The 20,502-nt window shown below is 65.2% G+C and carries 14 protein-coding genes and 7 pseudogenes; 10 read left to right on the top strand and 11 right to left on the bottom strand.

The genetic code is table 11. From position 1 onward, the window contains the following. Position 1: 1 nt before the first annotated feature. The 3 genes from queC to AB0I42_RS24540 form a co-directional block, all read right to left on the bottom strand. Positions 2 to 706 carry a 7-cyano-7-deazaguanine synthase QueC gene (gene queC, locus AB0I42_RS24550; protein WP_357540417.1) on the bottom strand — a complete coding sequence of 235 codons (705 nt, stop codon included), beginning with the start codon at positions 704 to 706 and terminating at the stop codon, positions 2 to 4. Positions 707 to 1,230: 524 nt separating this feature from the next. Next, complete coding sequence (locus tag AB0I42_RS24545; RefSeq protein ID WP_357540415.1) at positions 1,231 to 2,292, bottom strand: IS110 family transposase; 1,062 nt, start codon at positions 2,290 to 2,292, stop codon at positions 1,231 to 1,233. A 178-nt stretch (positions 2,293 to 2,470) separates the two neighbouring features. Further along, positions 2,471 to 3,157 (bottom strand): hypothetical protein, encoded by a 687-nt coding sequence (locus AB0I42_RS24540; RefSeq protein ID WP_357540413.1) that lies wholly within the window; start codon positions 3,155 to 3,157, stop codon positions 2,471 to 2,473. A 424-nt stretch (positions 3,158 to 3,581) separates the two neighbouring features. On the opposite strand from AB0I42_RS24540, the gene AB0I42_RS24535 reads away from it, so the two are divergent. After that, complete coding sequence (locus AB0I42_RS24535; protein WP_357540530.1) at positions 3,582 to 4,169, top strand: hypothetical protein; 588 nt, start codon at positions 3,582 to 3,584, stop codon at positions 4,167 to 4,169. A gap of 145 nt (positions 4,170 to 4,314) precedes the next feature. Here AB0I42_RS24535 and AB0I42_RS24530 read toward each other — a convergent pair whose 3' ends face one another. Beyond that, positions 4,315 to 4,809, bottom strand: coding sequence for a GyrI-like domain-containing protein (locus AB0I42_RS24530; RefSeq protein ID WP_357540411.1), 495 nt, complete (start codon positions 4,807 to 4,809; stop codon positions 4,315 to 4,317). Between the two features lie 152 nt (positions 4,810 to 4,961). On the opposite strand from AB0I42_RS24530, the gene AB0I42_RS24525 reads away from it, so the two are divergent. From AB0I42_RS24525 to AB0I42_RS24515, 3 genes and pseudogenes are all read left to right on the top strand, one after another. Beyond that, complete coding sequence (locus AB0I42_RS24525) at positions 4,962 to 5,795, top strand: phytanoyl-CoA dioxygenase family protein (protein ID WP_357540409.1); 834 nt, start codon at positions 4,962 to 4,964, stop codon at positions 5,793 to 5,795. A gap of 97 nt (positions 5,796 to 5,892) precedes the next feature. Continuing rightward, positions 5,893 to 5,994 (top strand): annotated as a pseudogene (locus AB0I42_RS24520) (rRNA methyltransferase); the annotation flags it as partial. A 650-nt stretch (positions 5,995 to 6,644) separates the two neighbouring features. Beyond that, positions 6,645 to 7,130, top strand: a complete 486-nt coding sequence (locus AB0I42_RS24515) for an ATP-binding protein (RefSeq protein WP_357540528.1) — start codon at positions 6,645 to 6,647, stop codon at positions 7,128 to 7,130. On the opposite strand, the pseudogene AB0I42_RS24510 reads toward AB0I42_RS24515, so the two are convergent. The 3 genes and pseudogenes from AB0I42_RS24510 to AB0I42_RS24500 all read right to left on the bottom strand — a co-directional run. Continuing rightward, positions 7,063 to 7,437 (bottom strand): annotated as a pseudogene (locus tag AB0I42_RS24510) (creatininase family protein); the annotation flags it as partial. The gene AB0I42_RS24515 and the pseudogene AB0I42_RS24510 overlap by 68 nt on opposite strands. A 29-nt stretch (positions 7,438 to 7,466) precedes the next feature. After that, positions 7,467 to 8,247: pseudogene (locus tag AB0I42_RS24505) on the bottom strand (class I SAM-dependent methyltransferase). Then, positions 8,244 to 8,591, bottom strand: coding sequence for an HAD hydrolase-like protein (locus tag AB0I42_RS24500; protein ID WP_357540526.1), 348 nt, complete (start codon positions 8,589 to 8,591; stop codon positions 8,244 to 8,246). The pseudogene AB0I42_RS24505 and the gene AB0I42_RS24500 overlap by 4 nt, the downstream one beginning before the upstream one ends. 270 nt (positions 8,592 to 8,861) lie before the next feature. On the opposite strand from AB0I42_RS24500, the gene AB0I42_RS24495 reads away from it, so the two are divergent. From AB0I42_RS24495 to AB0I42_RS24485, 3 genes and pseudogenes are all read left to right on the top strand, one after another. Continuing rightward, positions 8,862 to 9,218, top strand: a complete 357-nt coding sequence (locus tag AB0I42_RS24495) for an integrase core domain-containing protein (protein ID WP_357540407.1) — start codon at positions 8,862 to 8,864, stop codon at positions 9,216 to 9,218. A gap of 248 nt (positions 9,219 to 9,466) precedes the next feature. Next, positions 9,467 to 10,342, top strand: coding sequence for a hypothetical protein (locus tag AB0I42_RS24490; protein WP_357540405.1), 876 nt, complete (start codon positions 9,467 to 9,469; stop codon positions 10,340 to 10,342). Between the two features lie 988 nt (positions 10,343 to 11,330). After that, a pseudogene (locus AB0I42_RS24485) lies at positions 11,331 to 11,714 on the top strand (transposase); the annotation flags it as partial. A gap of 3 nt (positions 11,715 to 11,717) precedes the next feature. Here the strand turns inward: AB0I42_RS24485 and AB0I42_RS24480 are convergent. Next, a pseudogene (locus AB0I42_RS24480) lies at positions 11,718 to 12,163 on the bottom strand (transposase); the annotation flags it as partial. A 1-nt stretch (position 12,164) separates the two neighbouring features. On the opposite strand from AB0I42_RS24480, the pseudogene AB0I42_RS24475 reads away from it, so the two are divergent. From AB0I42_RS24475 to AB0I42_RS24465, 3 genes and pseudogenes are all read left to right on the top strand, one after another. After that, positions 12,165 to 12,341: pseudogene (locus tag AB0I42_RS24475) on the top strand (transposase family protein); the annotation flags it as partial. Between the two features lie 1,626 nt (positions 12,342 to 13,967). Beyond that, positions 13,968 to 15,515 carry a hypothetical protein gene (locus tag AB0I42_RS24470; protein ID WP_357540403.1) on the top strand — a complete coding sequence of 516 codons (1,548 nt, stop codon included), beginning with the start codon at positions 13,968 to 13,970 and terminating at the stop codon, positions 15,513 to 15,515. Between the two features lie 58 nt (positions 15,516 to 15,573). Next, entirely contained in the window at positions 15,574 to 16,230 is a 657-nt protein-coding gene (locus tag AB0I42_RS24465; protein ID WP_357540401.1) for a hypothetical protein, read from the top strand. Between the two features lie 446 nt (positions 16,231 to 16,676). Here AB0I42_RS24465 and AB0I42_RS24460 read toward each other — a convergent pair. From AB0I42_RS24460 to AB0I42_RS24450, 3 genes and pseudogenes are all read right to left on the bottom strand, one after another. After that, a pseudogene (locus AB0I42_RS24460) lies at positions 16,677 to 17,480 on the bottom strand (IS5 family transposase); the annotation flags it as partial. Positions 17,481 to 17,798: 318 nt separating this feature from the next. After that, positions 17,799 to 19,178 carry a hypothetical protein gene (locus tag AB0I42_RS24455; protein ID WP_357540399.1) on the bottom strand — a complete coding sequence of 460 codons (1,380 nt, stop codon included), beginning with the start codon at positions 19,176 to 19,178 and terminating at the stop codon, positions 17,799 to 17,801. Beyond that, on the bottom strand, positions 19,175 to 20,502 hold a 1,328-nt coding region (locus AB0I42_RS24450), incomplete at its 5' end, for a tetratricopeptide repeat protein (protein WP_357540397.1). The genes AB0I42_RS24450 and AB0I42_RS24455, both read right to left, overlap by 4 nt.

Genomic DNA, 20,502 nt, shown 5'->3' with positions numbered 1-20,502 from the left:
CTCACTCCGAGGCAGGGGCCAGAGCCGGGTCGGTGAGGCCGAGTTCGGCGAAACCACGTCCCCGCAGCAGGCAGGAGTCGCAGGTTCCACAGGCGCGACCGCCGACCGGGTCGTAGCAGCTGTGCGTCAGGGAGTAGTCGACGCCCAACTCCATGCCGCGGCGGATCGTTTCGGCCTTCGTCAGTTCGATGAGCGGCGTGTGGATACGCAGCCGCTGCCGGCCTTCCACGCCGGCCTTCGTGGCGAGGTTCGCCATCGTCTCGTAGGCGGCGATGAACTCCGGACGGCAGTCCGGGTAGCCGCTGTAATCGAGCGCGTTGACCCCAATGAACACGTCGGAGGCGCCGAGGGTCTCGGCCCACGCCAGCGCGAAGGACAGGAAGATCGTGTTCCGTGCGGGCACGTACGTGACCGGGATGTCCTGGCTCAGTTCCTCGGTGCCCCCGTAGTGCGGCACTGCGATACCGTCGTCGGTGAGCGCGGAACCGCCGAAGGCCCGCAGGTCGATCTCGGCGATAACGTGTTCACGGACACCGAGATGCTTCGCCACCGCGCTCGCTGCGTCCAACTCGACCGTGTGACGCTGGCCGTACCGGAAACTCAGCGCATACGCCTTGTACCCCTCACGCAAGGCCATCGCGAGAACCGTAGCGGAGTCGAGTCCGCCGCTGAGCAGCACCACAGCCTTTCGCTTCGTATCAGACATCCACCTCATCCGCCTTCCGTTGCAGAAACTACGGCGCCCAGCTCAACAGCCGAGCCGCAGTTTCTCGGTCACAGCCACGCCACCCTACCGAACTTGCGACCTTGACGGGACGGGCGGTGGTAGGACACGCTGGAACATTCGTACGATACCTGGATGCCGCTGCATAGCGCATTGCCACTGCCGGGAGCGCGCCGTCCTGGCTACGCGAGACAAGACCCAAACTACGGCAGTCCGTGCATCCGGCATGCCGCAGTTTCAGTCCGGTAAGGGCTCGGGAGAGCCTCGCCGGCCGCCTCTACCTCGAACGACCCAGCAGCCTGCTGCACCGGACAGCACTACCCCTGCCTGCCCGTACGCGCCGCACGCCGCGCCCAGCAGATCTCCCGCCGCCCTCCACCCGGAGTAGCGGAAACGCCCAATGCGGCGGCACGCCGCTGCGGCGCGGCGCCGGTAAGCAGTTGGCCCGACGGGCGCCTGCCGCGCCAGGGCTTCGGGGTCTGTGGCTCTAACGGCACCTCTCTGTGTCAAGGCGTTGGCGTCAGAGAGGTCTCCGTGTCTTTGATCATGGTCCGGTAGACGACGTCCGCGAGGCGGCGTTTCAGGCAGCGCATGGCCTCTTTGTGGGTCTTGCCCGCGGCTCGTTTGCGCTGGTAGTAGTCCCGGCCCTGCGTCGCTTGTTTGATCTGGGCCATGGCCATGACATGCAGCGCGTAGTTCAGTTGCCGGTCGCCGGCACGCGACAGGTGATGCCGTTGGATGTCACCGGATGACACCTCTATCGGCGCGACACCGCAGTACGAGGCGAACGCGGACTGCGACCGGAACCTGCTGACAGCGCCGGAGTGGGCGAGGATCTTCGCGGCGAGGACGTCTCCGATGCCGTGCGGATCGGTCAGGGTGGTGCCTGAGGCGGCGACGGCGGCGGTCAGGGTCGCCGTTGCCTCGGTGATGCGCCGATCGAGGCGGCGCACCTCGCTGAGCAGGTCCACGGCAACCTGGCGTAGGGTACGGGCCAGTACGGTCCGAGGGCGGATGCTGCGCAGCGCGGCGGTCGCGGTCTCGGCGGTCGGTCCGCGGGGCAGGCCGCCGGGAATGAGTTGGGCGAGCAGGGCGTGCAGGCGGTTGATGGTCTGGGTTCGGGTGTGGACCAGGTCATTGCGGTGTTCGGTGAGGCATCGCAGGGTGGCGACCGCTTCGTCGATGACGGCGGTGTTGAGGCGGGCGGCGGTGTGCGCGGCGATTCCGACCGACAGGGCGTCGGCCTGGTCGGTTTTGCGGCCGTGTCCGGTCGAGAGTAGCCGGACGCGACGGGCCAGCTTCGCGGGCACATCGACCACGTCGATGTGGTCGGCGGTCAGTCTGGTGGTCAGCGTGGCGCCGAGGCCGGTAGCGCCTTCGATCGCCCAGACGGTGTGTGACCAGCGGCCGGCGAAGCGACGTAGCTGCCGGTAGTCGTCGCGGTTGGCCTCGGTGCGGATCGTGGCGAGGAGTTGGAGTCGGTTGTCGACCGCGACGGCGGTCCAGGACGCCTTGTGGGGATCGATCGCGATGACGACCGCGGGTGCTGTGGGCAGGGCGGCGGGCATGGGTTCTCCTTGCGGGGCCGGGGATGGGGAGTCCGGCGAGCAGGGCAGACCAACTTCGGGCTAGACAGACCTCTCTCGAGCCACTCTCGCCGGCGGTGGTGGCCAGGGCGCAGGCCGTTCGAGGGCCAGCCCGAAGGCGGCAGGTGTTTCCCGAGCGACCCCGACCACCACTCGGAGATCATGGCTGCAGACCCTGATCTCCGCCACCAATCCAACAAGTTGGAGACCTCTCTGACGCCAACGCCTTGACACAGAGAGGTGCCGTTCCCGAGACAGTCCCGGGCTTCGCCGACTGGTACGAGTGCCGCCGGAAGAAGGTTGAAGTTCGCGCGTAGATATCGCCGAGAGTGATGATCGCCCTTGGGGTCAGAGATTGTGACTGGGCCCGTTTAGTTGGCCCAAGGCCACTGACGTCTTCACGCCGATGATCGCGTCCGTGCCCGGCTCTGGGATCGCGACAAGGTGGGGCGATGGCGACCGGGTAGCTCAGGATCGGCCCGCTGGTGCGCTCATCGACGGCGCGGTCGATGGCCCTGGCGACCGCGGGTGGCAGCGGGACGAGGACGACCATGCCGCCCTTGCCGCGCACGCGCAGAACCCGGTGACCGTGTTCCTCGCCCAGGTCGGCGATGCTGGACTCGCAGGCTTCGAAGATCCGCAGTCCGAGCAGACCCAAGAGTGCGACCAGGGCGAAGTGGTTCGGGTTCGGGGACTTCCGGGCGGGGGTGATCGGGGCTTCGAACTGCAGGTGGCCCAGCCCGAGGGTCGGTGACTCGACCGGCACCGTGGGCCGACGGACGTAGTCGGCTGGCGAGTGCTCCAGGACGGCGTCGATGACGCAGACCCGATAGAAGCCGACCACCATTGACAGGCGCCGCGAAACCGTCGAGGGCTGGTACCGGCGGACATTGCGGCCAGCGTACGTACCCCTCAGTGTCCACCCGCGCCGCAGCCAGCGGCCCAGGTCTTGGTCTGTGCACCAGCGCAGGAAACTCGCAAGTCCGACTCGGTATAGACGCGAGTCTGCCCACGGTAGCGGCCCAGGAAGGCCGACACTGCGGTGCGCATAACGAGTTGATCGGCAGGTACGTCACTGGAAGCCGAAGCAGGAGAGATAGCCATGCATCACCGTGCGTCACCACCGGCGATGAACACCAGCCACCCGGAGCGGCATGAGCGCGCATCCAATAGGTCGATACCATGCGCATGTGTTGGGGTTGCGTCGGCCGCCGACGGGTTTGAGTAGACGGGCGCGCTCGTTCGTCAGCGTTTACGGAGTTTGGCTCGACGTGCCGCCGGTGAGTCAATTTCGAGGCGCGTGGCAGGAGGCGCAGATCCCTGACGAGGTCATCGACCGCGCCGAGGGGTATCAGGCCCGGTGGGGTGGCCTTGTCCTGCCGTCCGCGCCGGGCATGCCCGACGATGCCGCAGGCCCGCGGATGCTCAGCGTGGACACGCCGGAGTGGGATGACACGTGTGCTCCGCAGGGGTGGTTTTTCGAGGCCGGGCCGCAACGCACCGCTGTGCCGTATGCGTTCCTGATCGGTCCGGACGGCACGTTCGGTATCGCCGGTGGCGACGATGGGCAGTGGGTCCCGTTGCATCGCAGCATCGACGGCTGGGTTGAGGCCCTGGCTCTGGCCTACGCGGCGATGGACGTCGCGGACACGGTCACCAGGCTGACCGGTCCGGCCGTCGGCCAGCTCGACCTGACTGCCATGCAGCCGGTCGCAGAGGTTGGTGGCATCACGAACGGCTGGTGGTACCGGCCGGGCCTGCTCGCTGCCGTGTACTCAGGCGAGTCGGAACTGTTCGCGCGGCCGGCCTACCGCACCGCCTACCTGTACTCCGGCAACATCGATGAGCAGTGGTTGTAACGCCGCTACCACATCGGCACGTGGGTGGGATCGGGTGAGCACCATCAGTGGCAGATCCGGATATTCGCGCTCGGTTGCCGCGGCCGGGCCATCCTGTTGGCCGCCGGGACGGACCCCTGATGCTGTCTGGATGCTCGCCAGATCGTTACGCCGGTTCGACGGGCAGCCAGAGTTCACAGGTCGCGGTGCTGAAGTCGTTCGTAGGCTCATGCACCGCGACGATCTCCGGACCTGGCCGTAGACGCCACTGGTTGGACGGGAACCACGCGGCTGCGGCCGTGGCCCAGGCCTTTTGCAGGGTCTGCGGATGCGGGCCCCTGGTCCGGATGACCACCCATCTGCCGGCCGGAACTTCGATGATGTCGAGGTCGCCGGGGACCGGCGTACCCGGGGACACGGCGACCCCGTGAAGGTAAGTCAGCTCGCTGCCCTCGGCGTAGTCGGGGTCAAGGTCGTCGCTGACCGCGAGCAGGCCGCTCGGCTCAGTGTTGCCGAGAGCCTTCAAGCGCAGGTGCTCCTCCGTCGGCAGCGCGGTGATGTGCCGCTGGATGTGCGGGTTGATGCCTTGATGGACCAGCCGGACGTGGGCCGCGTACCCCACGAGCCGGAACTCGGGATGGACGACGATGCCGGTGTCCACGTGCTAGCTCCCTTCGACGGTCAGACGGAGTGCCGAGATCATCAAGCCTCCGTCCGACGTCAACCTTGGTCGCAGCGCACCGGTGGCACCCGACAAAAGCGACGCGGAGAATGTCGGGTGATCGAGGCCGGCACCGCCGCACGATGGGGGGCATGGATGACACGACCTTGGTATCCCGCTTTCTTCGCGACGGCTTCGTAAAGCTGGAGGGCGCCGTCGCGCCGCGCGTGGCAGCGGACTGCGCGCGGCTGCTGTGGCGGGAGACGGGCTGCGACCCGGACGATCCAGCGACGTGGACGCAGCCCGTGCACTGGGTGCCCGGCATGGCGCATGGGCCGTTCGCCGCTGCTCCAAACTCCCCGTTCCTCCATCGCGCGTACGACCTGCTCGTCGGCGCGGGACGCTGGGAGCCGCGCTACTCGCTGGGCACGTTCCCGCTGCGCTTCCCGCACGAAGAGGAGCCGGACGACGCGGGCTGGCACATCGAGGGCAGCTATCTGCCGGAGGGCGAGAGCTGGTACTTCACCAATGTGCGCTCCCGCGGCCGGGCACTGCTGATGCTGTTCCTGTTCAGTGAGGTCGGTGAGAAGGACGCCCCGACCCGGATCCGGGTCGGCTCCCACCTCGACGTGCCGAAGGTGCTGGAGAAGTACGGGGAAGATGGAGCGAGCGGACTGTCCCTTGCGCCCGACCTGGTGGCGGCGTCCGAGCACCGGCCGCTCGCCCTCGCCACCGGATCTCCGGGCGACGTCTTCCTGTGCCACCCATTCCTGGTGCACGCGGCGCAACCGCACCACGGAACGCGGCCTCGCTTCATGGCCCAACCGCCGCTGATGCCAGCCGCACCGTACGAACTGGAGCGGGCCGACAGCGCATACTCACCCGTAGAGATCGCGATCCGTCGGGGTCTCGGACAGGATGCCCTCGGTCCGGACGGGGACCGCACCGACCGCGGCGCCGGGGCGACTTGCTCCGTCCGTTTCTGAGCGCTTGGCCCAAGGTCTTGTCGGAAACCTCGGGGAGCCAGAGGCCGGTGAAATGCGGCAGGCAGGGCAGGGCGGGCTACGTGCGTCGGAGGCGGGGTTGGCAGTGGTTCTGCGAGTGAGTGGCCGCAATGCCCGGTTCCAGCAGTGGAAAGCTTTTCTCGGCAATCGGACCAAGCGGCAGCGACGTGGCGAGTTCCTGGAAGGCCAGCACCGACCCCGACTTCACCACCAAGATGCGCCGGATCCTCGACCTGTACGACCACCCACCCGCCGACGACCGGGTGATCTGCGTCGACGAGTTCGGGCCGCTGAACCTGCAACCCCGCCCCGGCCGCGCCTGGCGTCCGGAAGGTCAGCCGGTACGACTGCGAGCCACCTACACCCGTGACCAAGGGGGTCCGGCACATGATCGCCGCACTGGACCTGACCACCGGACGCCCGCACTACCGCATCCGCGACCGCAAACGATGGCGCGAGTTCCTCGGCTTCCTCAAGACCCTGCGCCGCCGCTGGCCCGACCAACACCTCCACCTGATCGTGGACAGCTTCTCCCCGCACAAGCACCCCCGACGTCCGCGCCTGGTGCGCGACCAACCGCGTCGAGCTGGTGATCCTACCGACCTACGCGCCCTGGCTGAACTGGATCGAAGCCGAGTTCGCCGCCGTGCGGTACTTCGCCCTCAACGGCACCGACCACCCGCACCCACACCGAGCAGGACGCCGCCATCGGCGACTACATCCGCTGGCGCAACCACCGCGCCAGACCGAAATCCGGATTCGCCACCGGATCCAAGATCCGCCACCCCGATTATCCGTTCAAGGGCTGCATGACGAGGCACTAGCGTCGACCTGGCCGCCCTGCGCTGGCTGCAAGCCGGCGAGTCCGTAATCCTCTACGGGCCCGTCGGCGTCGGGAAAACCCACATCGCCCAAGCCCTCGGGCACCTGACCATCCGTCACGGCGGCGACGTCCGCTTCACCAAGACCAGCCGCCTGCTCGCCGACCTCGCCGGCGGCCACGCCGACCGCACCTGGCAACGCCGCCTCGCCGAGTTCGCCCGCCCCGCGGTCCTGGTCCTGGACGACTTCGGGATGCGAGAGCTCACCATCCAGCAAGCCGACGACCTCTACGAGCTAATCACCGAACGCTCCGGCAAGAGACTGATCCTGACCTCCAACCGCAGCCCCGTCGACTGGTATCCGCTGTTTCCCAACCCTGTCGTCGCCGAGTCCCTGCTCGACCGGGGTGAATGGTGCAGACCCGCGCCTGATGCGCGGCCTGCAGTTCGTGGCCAACTATTTCGAGGACGCCGCGGTTGCCGCCATGCCCGTTGACGATAAGCAGCCGACGGGCTGGGGGGGTCCGCGCGAATTCGCCGACAATGGCATCGAGCAGGGTGGTAAGTGTGCTGACCCGCAGTGAGACCGTGCCTGGCGCCCACGCATCTTCTATGGACAGGTCATATGGCAGCGCTGGCAACGCCCAGAGGTCGTGTTGGTCGCCATAGCGGTCGATAAGACGGTTGGTGAACTCTACGGCGATGATGGTGTCGGTGTGCAGGGGCAGGTGCGGGCCGTGCTGTTCAAGTGAGCCGATCGGCAGGCACAGGATCGATCTCTCGGTTATCCGAGTGGCGATCTCCGGCGCCGAGAGCGATCCGTACCAACGGTTCATGCCCGTTCTTGGCGGCCGATGCGGATGAGGAACTCGTTGTCCTCGGCAAAGGTGTCGGTGTCGCTGTATCGGGCCAGGGCGGCGCGGACAACGCTGTCGAACTCGTCGAGCCGGTCGCCGAACAGTTGTGGCGCGGCGAACCAGGTACCCAAGGATGCTGTCGGCGGTCCAGGTCCGATTGACGGGCACGGTGTGCTCCTCGACCCGGCTGAACGGGGACTCACGCATGATCTCGCTGTAGGGGCGGTTGTGGTGCTGGAACGTGCGTTCCCCGGCGCTGCGCTGCTTGCCGAGGAAGTTCTGGATGACCGTGCGGATTGCGGCCTTCCAGTCGCTGGTAGCGGTCCAGAAACTGTTGTCGCCGAAGATCGCGACAGCGCCATCCGGGCTGACCTGTGCGTCCAGTCGGGTCAGGATTGCAGCCTGGTCGAGCCAGTGGAAAGCCCGGCAGATCGTTACCAGTTCGGCCCGCCATCCCGCCGGTGAGGTGAACTCCTCCGCCGTGACCTCCTGCAGGCGTAGTTGAGCGTCGGCGGGTAACTGTGGGCGGAGCGCGTCTTCGGCAGCGGCGAGCATGTCGGGATCGTTGTCGATGGCAATGATGTCACCGAACCGGCCAAGCAGGGACTCCACCACGAGGCCGGTGCCGGTGCCGACGTCGAGCAGTCGCCGCGGCGTACCGGTAGGGGCTGCGGCGTCCAGGACGTCGGCCACGATCGCCGGGATGCCGGGCCGGTACTGCCGGTAGAAGCCAGCAGTTCCGTGGAACAAACTCATGACTGTCTCCATGTTGCGAGTTCGGCGAAGTGCTGGCTGGCGGCGGTGAGATCAGCGGCCACGAGCACGCCGCCGTCGTTGAGCCGTTCGGGCTCGGGCACTGGTCGTCCGTTCGACACCCAGATAGCCGTAACCCCGGCGGTTCGGGCACCGATGACGTCACAGCCCCAATCGTCGCCGATGTGCACCATATGCGCCGTGCTGGTCTGATGCGCGGTGGCCACGCAATGGAAAGCGGCGGGATCGGGTTTGGCGTAGCCAATCCGGCAGGAGGGGAACTGGTCGACTACCCACGGGTGCAACAGGGTGCGCAAACGGCGAGTATCGGCCTCCAGGCAACTCACGTTCGACAACGTGACGATTGTGGCGTGCCGGCTCATAGTCTGCAGCGCCGCAACTGCCCTGGCAGGAGCCGTGGCGGTGGGGACTCGACGGGGGCCGGGAAGGCGCTCACGGGAAGCTGCAGCGCATCGCAGACCCCGGCAATGACTGCGGCGTCGATCGAGGGTCGGATGTACAACTGCTGGCGAATGATGCGGCGCATCGGCGGGCCCGAGCGGCGAAGCCGTCGCTAGGATGGTGGCCACTGTGGGTCCGTCAACAACGCCGTGGATATGGCGGTTCGTGAGCGGGACGGCCGTGGCGCGACCATCCTGCACGCGGATCACGGGTCCCAGTTCACGTCGTGGTCCTTCGGCGAGAATCTGTGGCGGTGGGGTCTTCTGGAATCGTTCGGCACGGTCGGTGACTGCTTCGATAATGCGGTCATGGAGTCGTTCTGGGGGCGCATGCAGACCGAGCTTCTGGATATCAGGAAGTGGTCGACGACTCTGGAATTGACCATGGCCATGGCGGATTACATCGACGACTTCTGCAACACCGAACGGCGCCACAGCTACCTTGGCAACACCAGCCCCGCCCAGTATGAGAGGCTCTGGGCGGACATCCAACCCAGCCCTCAACTCTCATAACGCCGGTCCACTTCCCGGGGACCAGATCAGGTGGACCACTTCACGGGGACCCAGTCACCCGGTAGGCGTCGGTTGATCGACTGGTACGTCGTACGATCGTTGCGCGATGGCACGGTGACACCGGAATCAAGTAACCAGTTCGAAAGCTGCGGGAGTCGAGTGTGGGTGATGCTTTCGTACCTACCCCGGAGAGGGTGGCGGCGACATGGGGTTGGCAGGGGGTGTTGCGGGCCCAATTGTGTGTGTCCGTGAATGAAAGTTATGCACGGGCGGCAGGTGCTTTGCGGCGGTGGTTCGAGGATGGTTTCGAGCGGTTGGGTGGACCGTTTCACGAGGCGGCGATGAGGGCCGGGCCGGGTGAGTTGGCGGTCGGGAACCGGCTGAAGACGCGTACTCCCGGTTTGATGAGCATCCGGCTGCTTACCCGGTTGAGCGACGATGTCGAGTACGACAGGTACGACCCTTCCGTTACCTACTCGCGGGAGGCGTGGGAAGACTTTTTACTGACCCTGGGCCGCGTTCCCGTCCTGGCGTCGTTGGATCTAGAGGCCAACGATAACGCCGGGGGACCAGACGGGCCGGGTCTGGCCTTCGGAGCCGTTCGTGTTGAGGGCGATGGCACCTGGATCTGTCTGGATCTGCGGGAGTCGGGGAAGTTTGCCGGTCCGGGGCCCAGACGGGTGGCGTTGTTGGAGTTCCTACGGGAGGTGGCTGAGGAAGCCAATCCGGTGCACGGTGAGATTTCCTGGGGCAACAGCTTCATAAGTTGTGTCTACGAGGAGGCGACGCACTCGCGTCCGGAAGACACGTTGCCGAGGGGGCGGCAGGCATTGCGGGGGTACGCCTGGCTGACGATCCTGCCCGAGGAGATCGGTGTCCGACTCGGTGGTGTGGAGGCGCTGCGGGCCAGTGGTGCGTTCGTCGAGGTCGAGCGTCTTGAATCTGGTGGTTTCTGGTGTCGTGTCACGGAGGAGTTGGAAGCCTACGATCAGGCTGCTGCCGAGCGGGTCTTCGAGGTCGTCGCCCCGGTGTTGCCGCCGGGGCGCCCCGACATGTGGCATGTCTACCCACCCAATGTCCTGTCCCCTCGCGATCCGGCCAGCTTCTCGCAATCTGGACGGTGACCGCTGGCGCAGGTCGTCTAGCTTGCAGCACCGGCCTACCTCGAGGATCTTGTTGGCATGGCCAGGGGTGCCGGAACTCTGCTCCGTTCGGAGACGATTAGCTGGCCCCATGGCGGGCTCGCCGGGCATGTGTGTGCTGATGGGATGTATGGAAGTGGCTCGCCTTGAACTCGGATCTGGTTACACGCAGCGTCTGGTCCTCGATCCTGGTGCACTCCAGGTCGCCGAGATCAGCGGTACGACGAGGTGATATCGAAGGGTTTCCTGTGTGTGCCCGGTGTGTGCTCCGGCGACGGTGACCGGTCGTGGCCGACGCTGACCGACCTTGTCCGTCGCTGAAGATCGCCCGTCCGGGCCGCGTGCGTGTGGTCGTTGTGCGATCCGCTGGTGGCGGTGCCGGCGTCGATCGCGCCTGCGGCTCCCTGCGGTACGCTGACAGCCGCTGCTAGCTAGTCTGGATCATCGCGCCCCCGTAGCTCAGGGGATAGAGCAACGGTTTCCTAATTACGATACCCAACATTGGGGCAGCCCAACAAGCTGCAGATGCGCGACGTCGATACCGCGCGTTTCCGTTCTGGCATCTCGTTATGCGCTCGGCCGCAATACGGCCGTGGCGTCGCTTATTCCGTTGCTTCAGTGTCCCTTTTCTGCATTGCTATTGCGGTTGAAGTCGATGGCGAGCATCACGCCGCCGATCAGCCAAAAGTGCCAGGATGCCAATGAACTTCAGTACGTCTAGCACGAGCGCGCTGTATATACGTCTTCGTCGCCAAAGGACCCAAAGGTGCGCATAGGGATAGTAGTCCGATAAGTGGCAGGCAGTCGAGGGCTGAGTTGGTGGGCCGGAGCGTTCAGGGCCGTCATGGAGCCGTCTAACTTGATCTTTAAGGTCGGCGGGCTGACCGATGGCCCCGGTCGATCGTAACGACAGCTCTTGGTTGATCATTCTTCTTGTCTAGGGAAGAGATCAACAACCAAGAGCTGTCTGGTGGTCAGTGTGCATGATCCGGTTCGTGGGGCGGCGTTCGGGGAGCTGCGACGGTTCCGGCAAGAGTTCTACGCTTGTCTGACGTCGCGTGCGGATGCGGTGTTCGAGCTGGCCGATGCCGTGCTGTGTGCGGACGGGCCGGTGCGGTCGCTCGCGGAACGGTCGCTGGTCGCTGAGCACCGTCGTGGTCATGGCTCGGCCTATGCCGCGGTGGTAGATGGCCGTATCGACGTCGAGCGGCTGCGGACCGCGCTTGCCGGGGTGTCGTTGCCGCGTGCCGCGGACGGGCGGCTGGTGTTGGCCGTGGACATCACAGGCTGGCTGAGGCCCGAGGCGCAGACCTCACCGGAACGGATCCTGTGCCACACCCGCGGCCGTGGCAAAGGCCAGGGCGGCGAACGCGGCGAGGAAGAAGGAGCGTTTGAGTTGTTTGTTGCCGCCGCGGGCGGGGTGTTCGCCGCAGATGTTGCTGTCGGAGCGCGGGTGACCGGGGCGAGGCCGGCGTATGCGGCGAGGTGGCCGGGGGTGGCGAGGGAGGTGCCGTCGCCGACTTCGAGCAGGATGCGGGCCGTGTTCCTGACGCCGATGCCGGGCATCGAGGTCAGGACCCCGGGCGAGAGGGTGGCATCGAGGATCCTGTCGACCTCGGTGGCGACCTGGTCGCGTTGCTGACGCACGTCGCGCAGGCTGCCGGCGAGTCTGGGCAGGATCGTCTCGGCCGCGGCGGTGCCGGGAACGGTGATGGTCTGCTCGTCCAGGGCGGTCATGATCTGTTCGACCAGGCGTTCGCCCGTGCGGGGTACGTTCTTGCCCGCGATCGACAGCAGTTTCCGGCAGAAGACCGTGAACCGCCACCACGCCAAGATCCGAGCCCTCGGCGAACGCGCGGTCGCGACCCTCAAGAGCTGGAAGACCCTCACCAAGCTCCGCTGCTGCCCCCGCCGCGCCACCGCGATCGTGCAGGTCATCCTCGTACTTCAAGTCGCCGAGGACGCCCGCTACCCACGATGAGAATCGCTCAGTGGACCCGTGTCGGCGCTGTAGCTGTTGTTCCAGGTCACGTAGTCAAGTAGCTCAGGCACCGAGGTGAGCCGGTCCCGAGGGGGCCGGGCGCAGGGATGGACCTTGGTTGTGTGATGTGTCCTGTATAGGACACTGATTTTAGTCTTCGCCGAAGAAATCTCTAAGATTGGTTCGGCTTGTAAGCGTCCGCCGGCGGGAGACTATGAGTTTGTTTGTCTTCCCTTCCGTTGAAGTGGGGTATCGATATGGATCCTTGGAGTATCTCGTCTATCGCAACCGCTGCCCTGCCACAGGCCTTTGCGTTTCTGTTCGAGCGACTATCACACCTAATCGATCACTGGAATGACGGTGACCGTCAAGCGGAAACGCCGGAAACTCCAGTTGTGGTCCAGGGTGAAGTGGGCACACTAGTTGTGGACGTCCCAGTGTTCCTCAGGCACCAAGATGAACTGGAGAGTCTGGCGGGTGCCCTGGGTGCCTACGCTCGTAACCCGGCGCGGGTGAGCGTGGAGGATGAGGCGTTGATGCGTCGGGTCGGTCGACTGCGCGGCTTGCTGGAAGAGGTCTACGGTAGGGCACTCACGTTTGAGGGCGAGACGGCTCGGCCAGAGGCGGGGACGCGAGTCGAGCAACGGATCGACACTGTAGCTGGCACGGTGCTCGGCGTGGATGGCGTTCAGGAGGGATCTACGCACGTCGTGCAGGAGGCGAAGACTGTCGAGGCGGGTGGTTGGATAGTTGGGGTGCGCACCGACCGCCGTTGAAGTAACAGCCGCACTCCAGATGTCAGTTATCGGATAACGAATATCATGCTGATACACCTCTGGCCACCCAACCGTGAGAGGCCTCGACGTGAGTGAAGATGAACGGCTGCCCCACCTGACTCAGCAGGTTCTCGCTGCCACCCCATTCAGCAGTCCGCCGATTGGTGAGGGACGTGGTCCTCAAGGCCAGTATGCCCGGGAAGAGCCGGCGTCTACGGTGGCCGATGCAGAGGTGGCGTTGGGGGCGCAGGATTCGGTACCTGGGGCGAATCGCTTTTCGTCTTCGGAGGGTGCACCAGCTGCAGTGGGCGATCACCAAGTGCCGGCTGTGCAACAGAGTGTCGGTCTAAATCGGGGGTTGGTGGCTGCCAGTCTGACTGTTGTGGTCGCAGACCTGCTGGCGCACCACGAACTGTCCGACGACTATGTCGACCGATGTGTAGCCACCTACGCTCGGGGGCCGCGGTTCGATGAGGCGCGCGCCAAGCTGGTAGACAAACAGACTCGGATCGCTGTTCTAGTTGCTGAACCTGACACCGGCCGACATGACGCAGCGGTCAACCTCCTCCATGCGACAGAGGTGCCTGTCCTGAGAGAGTTGCGCCATCGGCCAGGTACCGCGATCGACCTGGCAGTACTTGGTAGCCGAGAACACGTCGGTTGGCTACTAGACTTGCGAGAGGGGCGCGATCTTTCATCGAGCTTTGCTCGAGAGCTTGCCGGAAACGATGTGCGTTCCCGCTTGATGGAGACAGACTCGTATCTTGTGCTTATAGCCCCTCACGCGGTGTGGGAGCGAGCTGGGAGTGGGGCCGAGGCCTTCACAGTGCCTTGGCAGCGAACCGACCCGGTGGAGATTACGCGTTGCCGGCTTGATGCTGCGGGTTTCGCAGACTCCAACCGTTGGGTCGAGCACGGCCGGATCAATGCTCACCTGCGTACGGCGACGACCGCTGAGGCGGTCCAGTGGGCAGATAAGATTAAGTCCGTAGCAGCCCTGCCACTCGAGTGTCTGGATCTAGACCTCCTTTCCGAGGGCGAACGTACTCCGGTTCAGACGGGCCGCACGGCTGACCACGACCTTCGGGCGCAGATGGTAGTGGCGGCCTTCTCTGACTGGCGCGACCATTTGCTTACCTGGCACAAGCACAACCGCGACGCGCGAATGCTGTGCTTCTTAGTCGCGTCGGCTGTGCTCGAAGGTAGATCTGTAGTTGAGATTCACGGGCAGCTCGAGTCACTGCACAGCGCATTGGTCGGCCGGAAGACTTCGCTCAAGAATGTCGGCCTGAACGGGCCAGGGATCATTGAGCTAGTCGATATCATTGGGGCCCGAACAACAAGAGATCTTCGCGTTGAATTCACTCGGCCGGGATATGGCGACGCCGTCCTAGACTATTTCTGGGTCGACCGGCAGCCGGTGCAGGAGGAATTCCTGCACTGGATGTGCGCGCTGCCGATGACACTTGGCGAGGATGAGACGGCAGACCGGGTTACCCAACGGATCGCGGCTTACGCATTACGCTGGACGCTACGAAACGGCAAGTTTACCATCATTCAAAAGATAGCCGAGTCCTGGGGGGCGGACCGACGGTACCGAGACACCGTCGTCAACCTAATTACTGCAGCAGCTCTAGACCCATCATTCGGAAGGACAGCTCGGCAAAAGCTACTGGAATGGTCCAAGCCAAGCGGCGGCTACAGTGCCGAACTCCGCTCAGTAGTCGCCGATGTGTGCGCCGGCCCGCTCTCTCGGGTGTATCTGAGCCTCTCCATAACCAGGCTTGGGTACCTCGCGAAGAGCGACAGCCCGGTGGTTATAGAAGCGGTCGGCAACGCGATGCGAACGCTCTGGTTCGATGATGTAGCCCGTACTGAGGTGCAGAAGACCCTGGAGAGGTGGTTGGGGTCGGAGAGCCCTGCGCAGCGTAACGCTGTCCAACACACCTTCCTGACGCTGGCCGGATTGCTCGATAGTACGCGAGGCGTTCCCGTACTCATGGACGCTCTTGCCGGGGCGGATCGTAATGTCCTACTGGTGAATGGCTGGCGTGCGGTACTGGAGGATCCAAACCAGCGTGTGAAGGCGCGCAACGTCCTTTCTCTCTGGCTGGATGCGACGTTCAGCGATTCCACATTCACGGAATCGTTCACCAGGATGCTGATAGGCGCTGCCACGCAAGACAGCGGAGAACATTACAACGCTCAGCCGAGCCTGACTGCGATTTTCAGCGTATACCAATGGGTGGATCAATCGCCCATCGGTGACAGTGAGATGCGCCGAAGCTTTGGCGATGAGCTGATAAAGTTGATCCGCAGTCGCGATCCACTCGGAAGCACTTCCCCACCTATGCCGGGCGTTCCGCCAAGGAGCGTGGATGCGTCTCCCGTGGCGTAGATACCCGCCTGCCCCTGCCCCGACGCATAACCAGTTCCCTGCCAGCCTGCCCAGCAGGGTGGCAGGGCTGGACTTTATGGCCACGTTCCGAGTGTCTTGGATTCCGTTGGTCGCAGTGGCGGACCAACTTCACCCGCAGTCGGCAGCCTGCGACCTAGTATTGCGCGTCGCGCACCGCGCGCTTACCGAAGCACCGCTCGGTGTCAATGATCTCGTACCGGCCGAGCATCGAGTAAACGCCGCGCTCGGTCGGCTTAGCGGCGATAAGTTCCACAACGTGCAGATTCTGGTGGCTCATGCCTCGCTATCCGTATCACGGGACGTTGTGTTGCTTGCCGAGGACTATGATCAGCTTGAACGCGAACAGCGGCTCGCCGATCTCGCTCAAGCGCGGGAGTTTGAGCGCCTGCGCCGGTTTCGAGAAACAGTGCTGCGTGATCCGGGTACGGCGTTAGCGTATCGCTACATGCAGAACCCCAGCCAGGACGTGCAAACCCTGCTTGACGCCCCGTTTGACGAGCTGATCCAGCGCTTAGGTGCATACGATCCTACGCTGGGCTGGGTCCAGGTCGCTAAACTGCTTTCCGAAATTGTAGGGAAGCTGGACCGGCAGAACGTCGAGCACCTTATTTGGGTTCTTTGCGAGCTGGTTAGTCGGGCAGGACATCCAGAGAAACGTGATGCTATAAAACACTACCTAGCGGAACGTGAATGATTCAATCTCCAGAGTGATGCCGCCTTTAGGAAGTATCACTTACGAGCTGAAAGGACCACGTGGACCTGATCGGTCACAGATCTTGGAAGGCCAGCTTGGTCTATTGGATATGCGATCTCGTTGAGCGCGGTAGGCCGGTGGGATGAAGGTGCCCCGACGGAGGTGAGTTGTCCGCACGGGGCGGATGAAGCGTGGGTCGGCGGGGCCGACTGGGCGGCGGGTGGGGTTGCCGCAGGTGTTGGCGTCCAAGACCGTGAGTGCTTTATCGCCCCCTGCGGCGTATGGCCGTAATTGAGGGTCCACCTGTTGCTGCCGCTGCTGGGAGTCAAGGATTCCGATCCGCGGGCGACGAGACCAGCCAGGAGCTTCCTGCGACTTGAGTGCCCGTTGAAGAACCTGGTCAGCGTGTGTGGGAAGCGGGTTGGAGTCGGCCGGTGTTGGTGGTATCTGGCCAGGCGTCGGGTCATCACGATGACCATGGCCCATTGGACCATCGCGGCGTGGTGTTCGGGGTGGCGTTCGTAGTCGCGGACGGTGCGGCGGCAGCGGGTGATCCAGGACAGTGTTCTCTCGACGACCCATCTGCGGTGTAGGACCTGGAAGCCGACCTGGTCGGCGAGCTTGCGCACGATCTGGACCGTCAGGCCGAGCGTTGCGGCGGCCCAGTCGACGAGTTGGCCGGCGTAGCCCGCGTCGGCCCAGATCGCGGTCACGCGGGTGAAACAGCCGTGTAGGGCCGACAGTAGGAGGTGGGCGGCGTGGCGGTCCTGCACGGCGCCGGTGGTGACCAGGATGACCAGGAGCAGGCCGGTGGTGTCCACGACGATGTGGCGCTTGCGGCCGTTCACCCTTTTGCCGGCGTCGTAGCCGCGGCTGGCCTTGGCGACGGTGTCGGCGGCGCGGACGGACTGCGAGTCGATGATCGCCGCGGTCGGGGTGGTGTTGCGGCCTTCGGCGGTGCGGATCTGGTCGCGTAGGCCGTTGTGTAGGCGGTTGAGGGTGCCGTCGCGGGTCCAGGTGCGGAAGTAGTGGTAGACGGTCGGCCAGGGCGGGAAGTCGACCGGTAGTGCGCGCCATACGCAGCTGTTGTGGTCGAGGTAGCGGATGGCGTCGACGATGTCGCGACGCGGGTAGGTGACCGGACGACCACCGCGATTGCTGGTGCCGCCGGTGGGCAGGTAGGAGGCGATCAGCTGCCACTCGGTGTCGGTGGTGTCGGACGGGTAGCGGCGGGGACGGGCCGTGGGCAAGTGCTCCGAGACGCAAGCGGGGGGCGCGGCGACGGCCTGGCCGCAGACCAGGTAGAAACTCACTGTAGGGCCTTCGGGATGGCATGGCTTCGACAACCACAGCCGTACCGGAGGCCCTACCTCGTGTCCGCGCGACACACCGAGATCGACTCGGATTCCTGTGCCCTCAGCTGGGTCCAGTCACGCTGACCTGGTTCTTCAACGGGCACTTAGTTTTGCGGATTCTGGGCTGGTCTTGGTCATCCGGCCACTACGGGGCGATCGCTCAAGCACATGCTTGGCGCCACAGTCACGCAGATGCTGCCGAACCGCCAGCAGTCATCCCCAGACCAGGACGTCACCACCGACAGGTGAGACCGGCGATCCCGGCCCGACTCCGGCCACATCAACGGTGTACGCGCCCGGAGCCAGGCCAGGGATCGTCGTGACGGTCCCGGCGGTGGCCGGTCTCGGCATACGGGCGTCGACCATCCGACCGGACTCGTCGGTGACCGTGATCCGCACCGCGTGCCGGCTTCCGTCGGCCGTGGCCACCCGCACCTCAAGATCCTCGCCCGCGATGATCAGATCCCGGAGGTCGACCCGAAGGTCGACAGCGGTGGGCGCGCGAACCACGATCGGACGAGCGGTGAGGATGCCCTCGACCTCGTCGAGGGCGGCCCGATTGCGCTGCAGGCTGCCGTGCCGGTCGGGGATCCGGCGCAGGAGTGGGCTGTCCATCGGCACATCAGCGCGGCAAGCGGCGACCAGTGGTACCGTCGCGTCGCCGAACAGGTCGTCGCCACGATAGTCATCGACCAGTTCGATCTTGCCGCCGTTGAGCCGGGCGGTGGTCGAGGTCGGCTGCCGGATGCCGACGATCGCGTGCGTCCGGGCCAGGCTGTCCGGTCGGGCCAGTTCGGCGTCGGCGAGTTGCCGGTGCAGGTGCGCGCCGTCCGCGACTCGGCGGTCGTCGAGCTCGGGAAGGCCCGTTTCGACGGTCTCGACCAAGTCACCGTCGCGCTCGATGCAGGCGTACTCGGGTAGGAGCTGGTACATCGACGGCAGGCTACGGATCAGGTCGGTCAGGTCCACGCCCAGTGGCCCGACGCCTTTGTGGGCGCCGTTGACAAGCTGGTCGAGAGCCTTTGCCGCGCCTCGGTACGGGGTGCCGAGGGTGATCAGCTTGTTGGTGATCTCGTGGCCGTCGCAGTGTTCGATGTACCAGCGGGCTACCAGGCCACCCATCGAGTGGCACACGAACGTGACCCGGGCGTCGGCGTACCGGCCGCCCTGTGCCCGCCAGCGTTCCAGGGCCGGTCCGACGATCCCGGCCAGTCGACGGCTGTTGTACCGGTTCGACAGTCGCCAGTCGTACGCGACCGGCAACAGGTTGCCAGGCGGAGCGTCGGTGCCGGCTGACTCGTGGTAGCCCAGTGAGCGTAGCCGGGCCAGGAGCTTGTCGTAGCCCTTGACCGGGGTCCAGACACCGGGCAGCACGTGCAGGTCGGGCATCAGCCCGACCGGTTGCACGTCGTCGTCGGGATGCTCGTCGCCGATACCGTCGGGCAACTGTAGGCGTTTGATGGACCCGCCGAAGGTCTTGATCGCCCGCAGTGCGGATCCTGCGGATGGTGCCCAGACTAGGCGGTCGTCGAGTTTCAGGGTGCTGCCGAGGATGCCGGGCAACACGACGACGAGGTCGGTTGGAGTGGTCATTGCGCTGCTCCAGCGGTGTCGTCGAGAGGGCGGGTAAGCGGAGGGATCAGGGGCAGCACCGCCGGATGGCGTTGACCGACCCGCGCCAACTTGGTGATCCAGTCAGAAGCCTGGTTGGGGTCAAGCTCCCGGGCCTGAGCGAGGGCTACGGATGCTTCATCGATGTCGCCTCCGATCGCGATGGCCACGGCGATCCAGAAGGCGGCGTCGGCTGCGTCAACGGCCGTAGCTGCCACGATGTGGGCGAGCACGGCGGCTGGGCCGAGGGCAGCGGCGTCGTCTTGGGCGGCGAAGTGGTCCAGCAGCGCGGGGAACAGGTCAGGCCGGGCCATTGCCCGCAACACGGGCTCGACATCGCCGTCCGCCGCCAAGGCAAGCAAGGCATCCGCGCAGACGGCACTGGCAGCGCCGCCATCCTCGGACATTTCGTGGATGATGGTGCGGACAGTCTCGGTGAGCAGGTCATCCCGGCGGTTGGCAAGCAGCGCCGCCTGCCGCGGCACGTCGGCGGCGACGAACTCGTGGGCAAGGACTCGCAGCAACAACGGCTTGTAGGCCGCCGCCGCGCCCTCGATCCGAGCGGCGTCCCGCAGTGCGACATACCGTTGAGCCTTGTCCTCGTCGAGGTTGAGGAGCACCTCGCTGACGGCAGCATCAGCCGCCGGCGCTAGCAGCTCCGAATGCGCAGCCAGGTAGTCGCGCTCCGCCAGGTACGTCGAGGTCTCGAGCCATGAACGGGCGACGGTCAGAAGGCCAGCATCGATTAGCAGCCAGTCGGATGGTGGACCGGTCCAGGCGGCATCGAAGGCTTTCGGGTCTGGGGCACGGTGTCTACGTGCCTGCTCACGTAGGCCAGCGGTCAACTGCCGATTGCCATCTGACAGGCGCAACGCGGTCCTCAGCCAATCGACTACACGCCGGTCACCCACCTTCGCTGAGGCGCTACGGGCGAGCAGCAGGAAGGCAGCATCCGGTAACGAGATGTCGGCAAGCGTAAGATTCCACACGCGCTCGGCCGCTTCCGGCCGCCCTACCTCGGCATACCAGTCGCTCAGGTTGTTCAAGGCCATAGCGAGGTTGCGCAGAAAAGCCGCGTTGGTACCGGCCAACATTCGAAAGGTGTGGACAGCCTCTTCAGCCGGCGCCACCGCGTCCTGCCATCGCCCTACACCGGCATACCGGATACCGAGGCTGTTCAAGGCCTCAGCGAGGTCGGGTAGGAAAGCTGCGTTGGTACCGGCCAACATTCGAAAGGTGTGGACAGCCTCTTCAGCCGGCGCCACCGCGTCCTGCCATCGCCCTACACCGGCATACCGGATACCGA

Source organism: Polymorphospora sp. NPDC050346, assembly GCF_040655695.1.
GTDB lineage: Bacteria > Actinomycetota > Actinomycetes > Mycobacteriales > Micromonosporaceae > Polymorphospora > Polymorphospora lycopeni.
Note: the sequence above shows the minus strand (reverse complement) of the source record. Positions and strands in the feature narration are given on the sequence as shown.

Bases quoted from the DNA above. Each gene is read 5' to 3' on its own strand.
- AB0I42_RS24545 (WP_357540415.1), bottom strand. From the start codon at position 2,292: ATGCCCGCCGCCCTGCCCACAGCACCCGCGGTCGTCATCGCGATCGAT.
- AB0I42_RS24455 (WP_357540399.1), bottom strand. From the start codon at position 19,178: ATGACCACTCCAACCGACCTCGTCGTCGTGTTGCCCGGCATCCTCGGC.
- queC (WP_357540417.1), bottom strand. From the start codon at position 706: ATGTCTGATACGAAGCGAAAGGCTGTGGTGCTGCTCAGCGGCGGACTC.
- AB0I42_RS24525 (WP_357540409.1), top strand. From the start codon at position 4,962: ATGGATGACACGACCTTGGTATCCCGCTTTCTTCGCGACGGCTTCGTA.
- AB0I42_RS24540 (WP_357540413.1), bottom strand. From the start codon at position 3,157: ATGGTGGTCGGCTTCTATCGGGTCTGCGTCATCGACGCCGTCCTGGAG.
- AB0I42_RS24495 (WP_357540407.1), top strand. From the start codon at position 8,862: ATGGCGGTTCGTGAGCGGGACGGCCGTGGCGCGACCATCCTGCACGCG.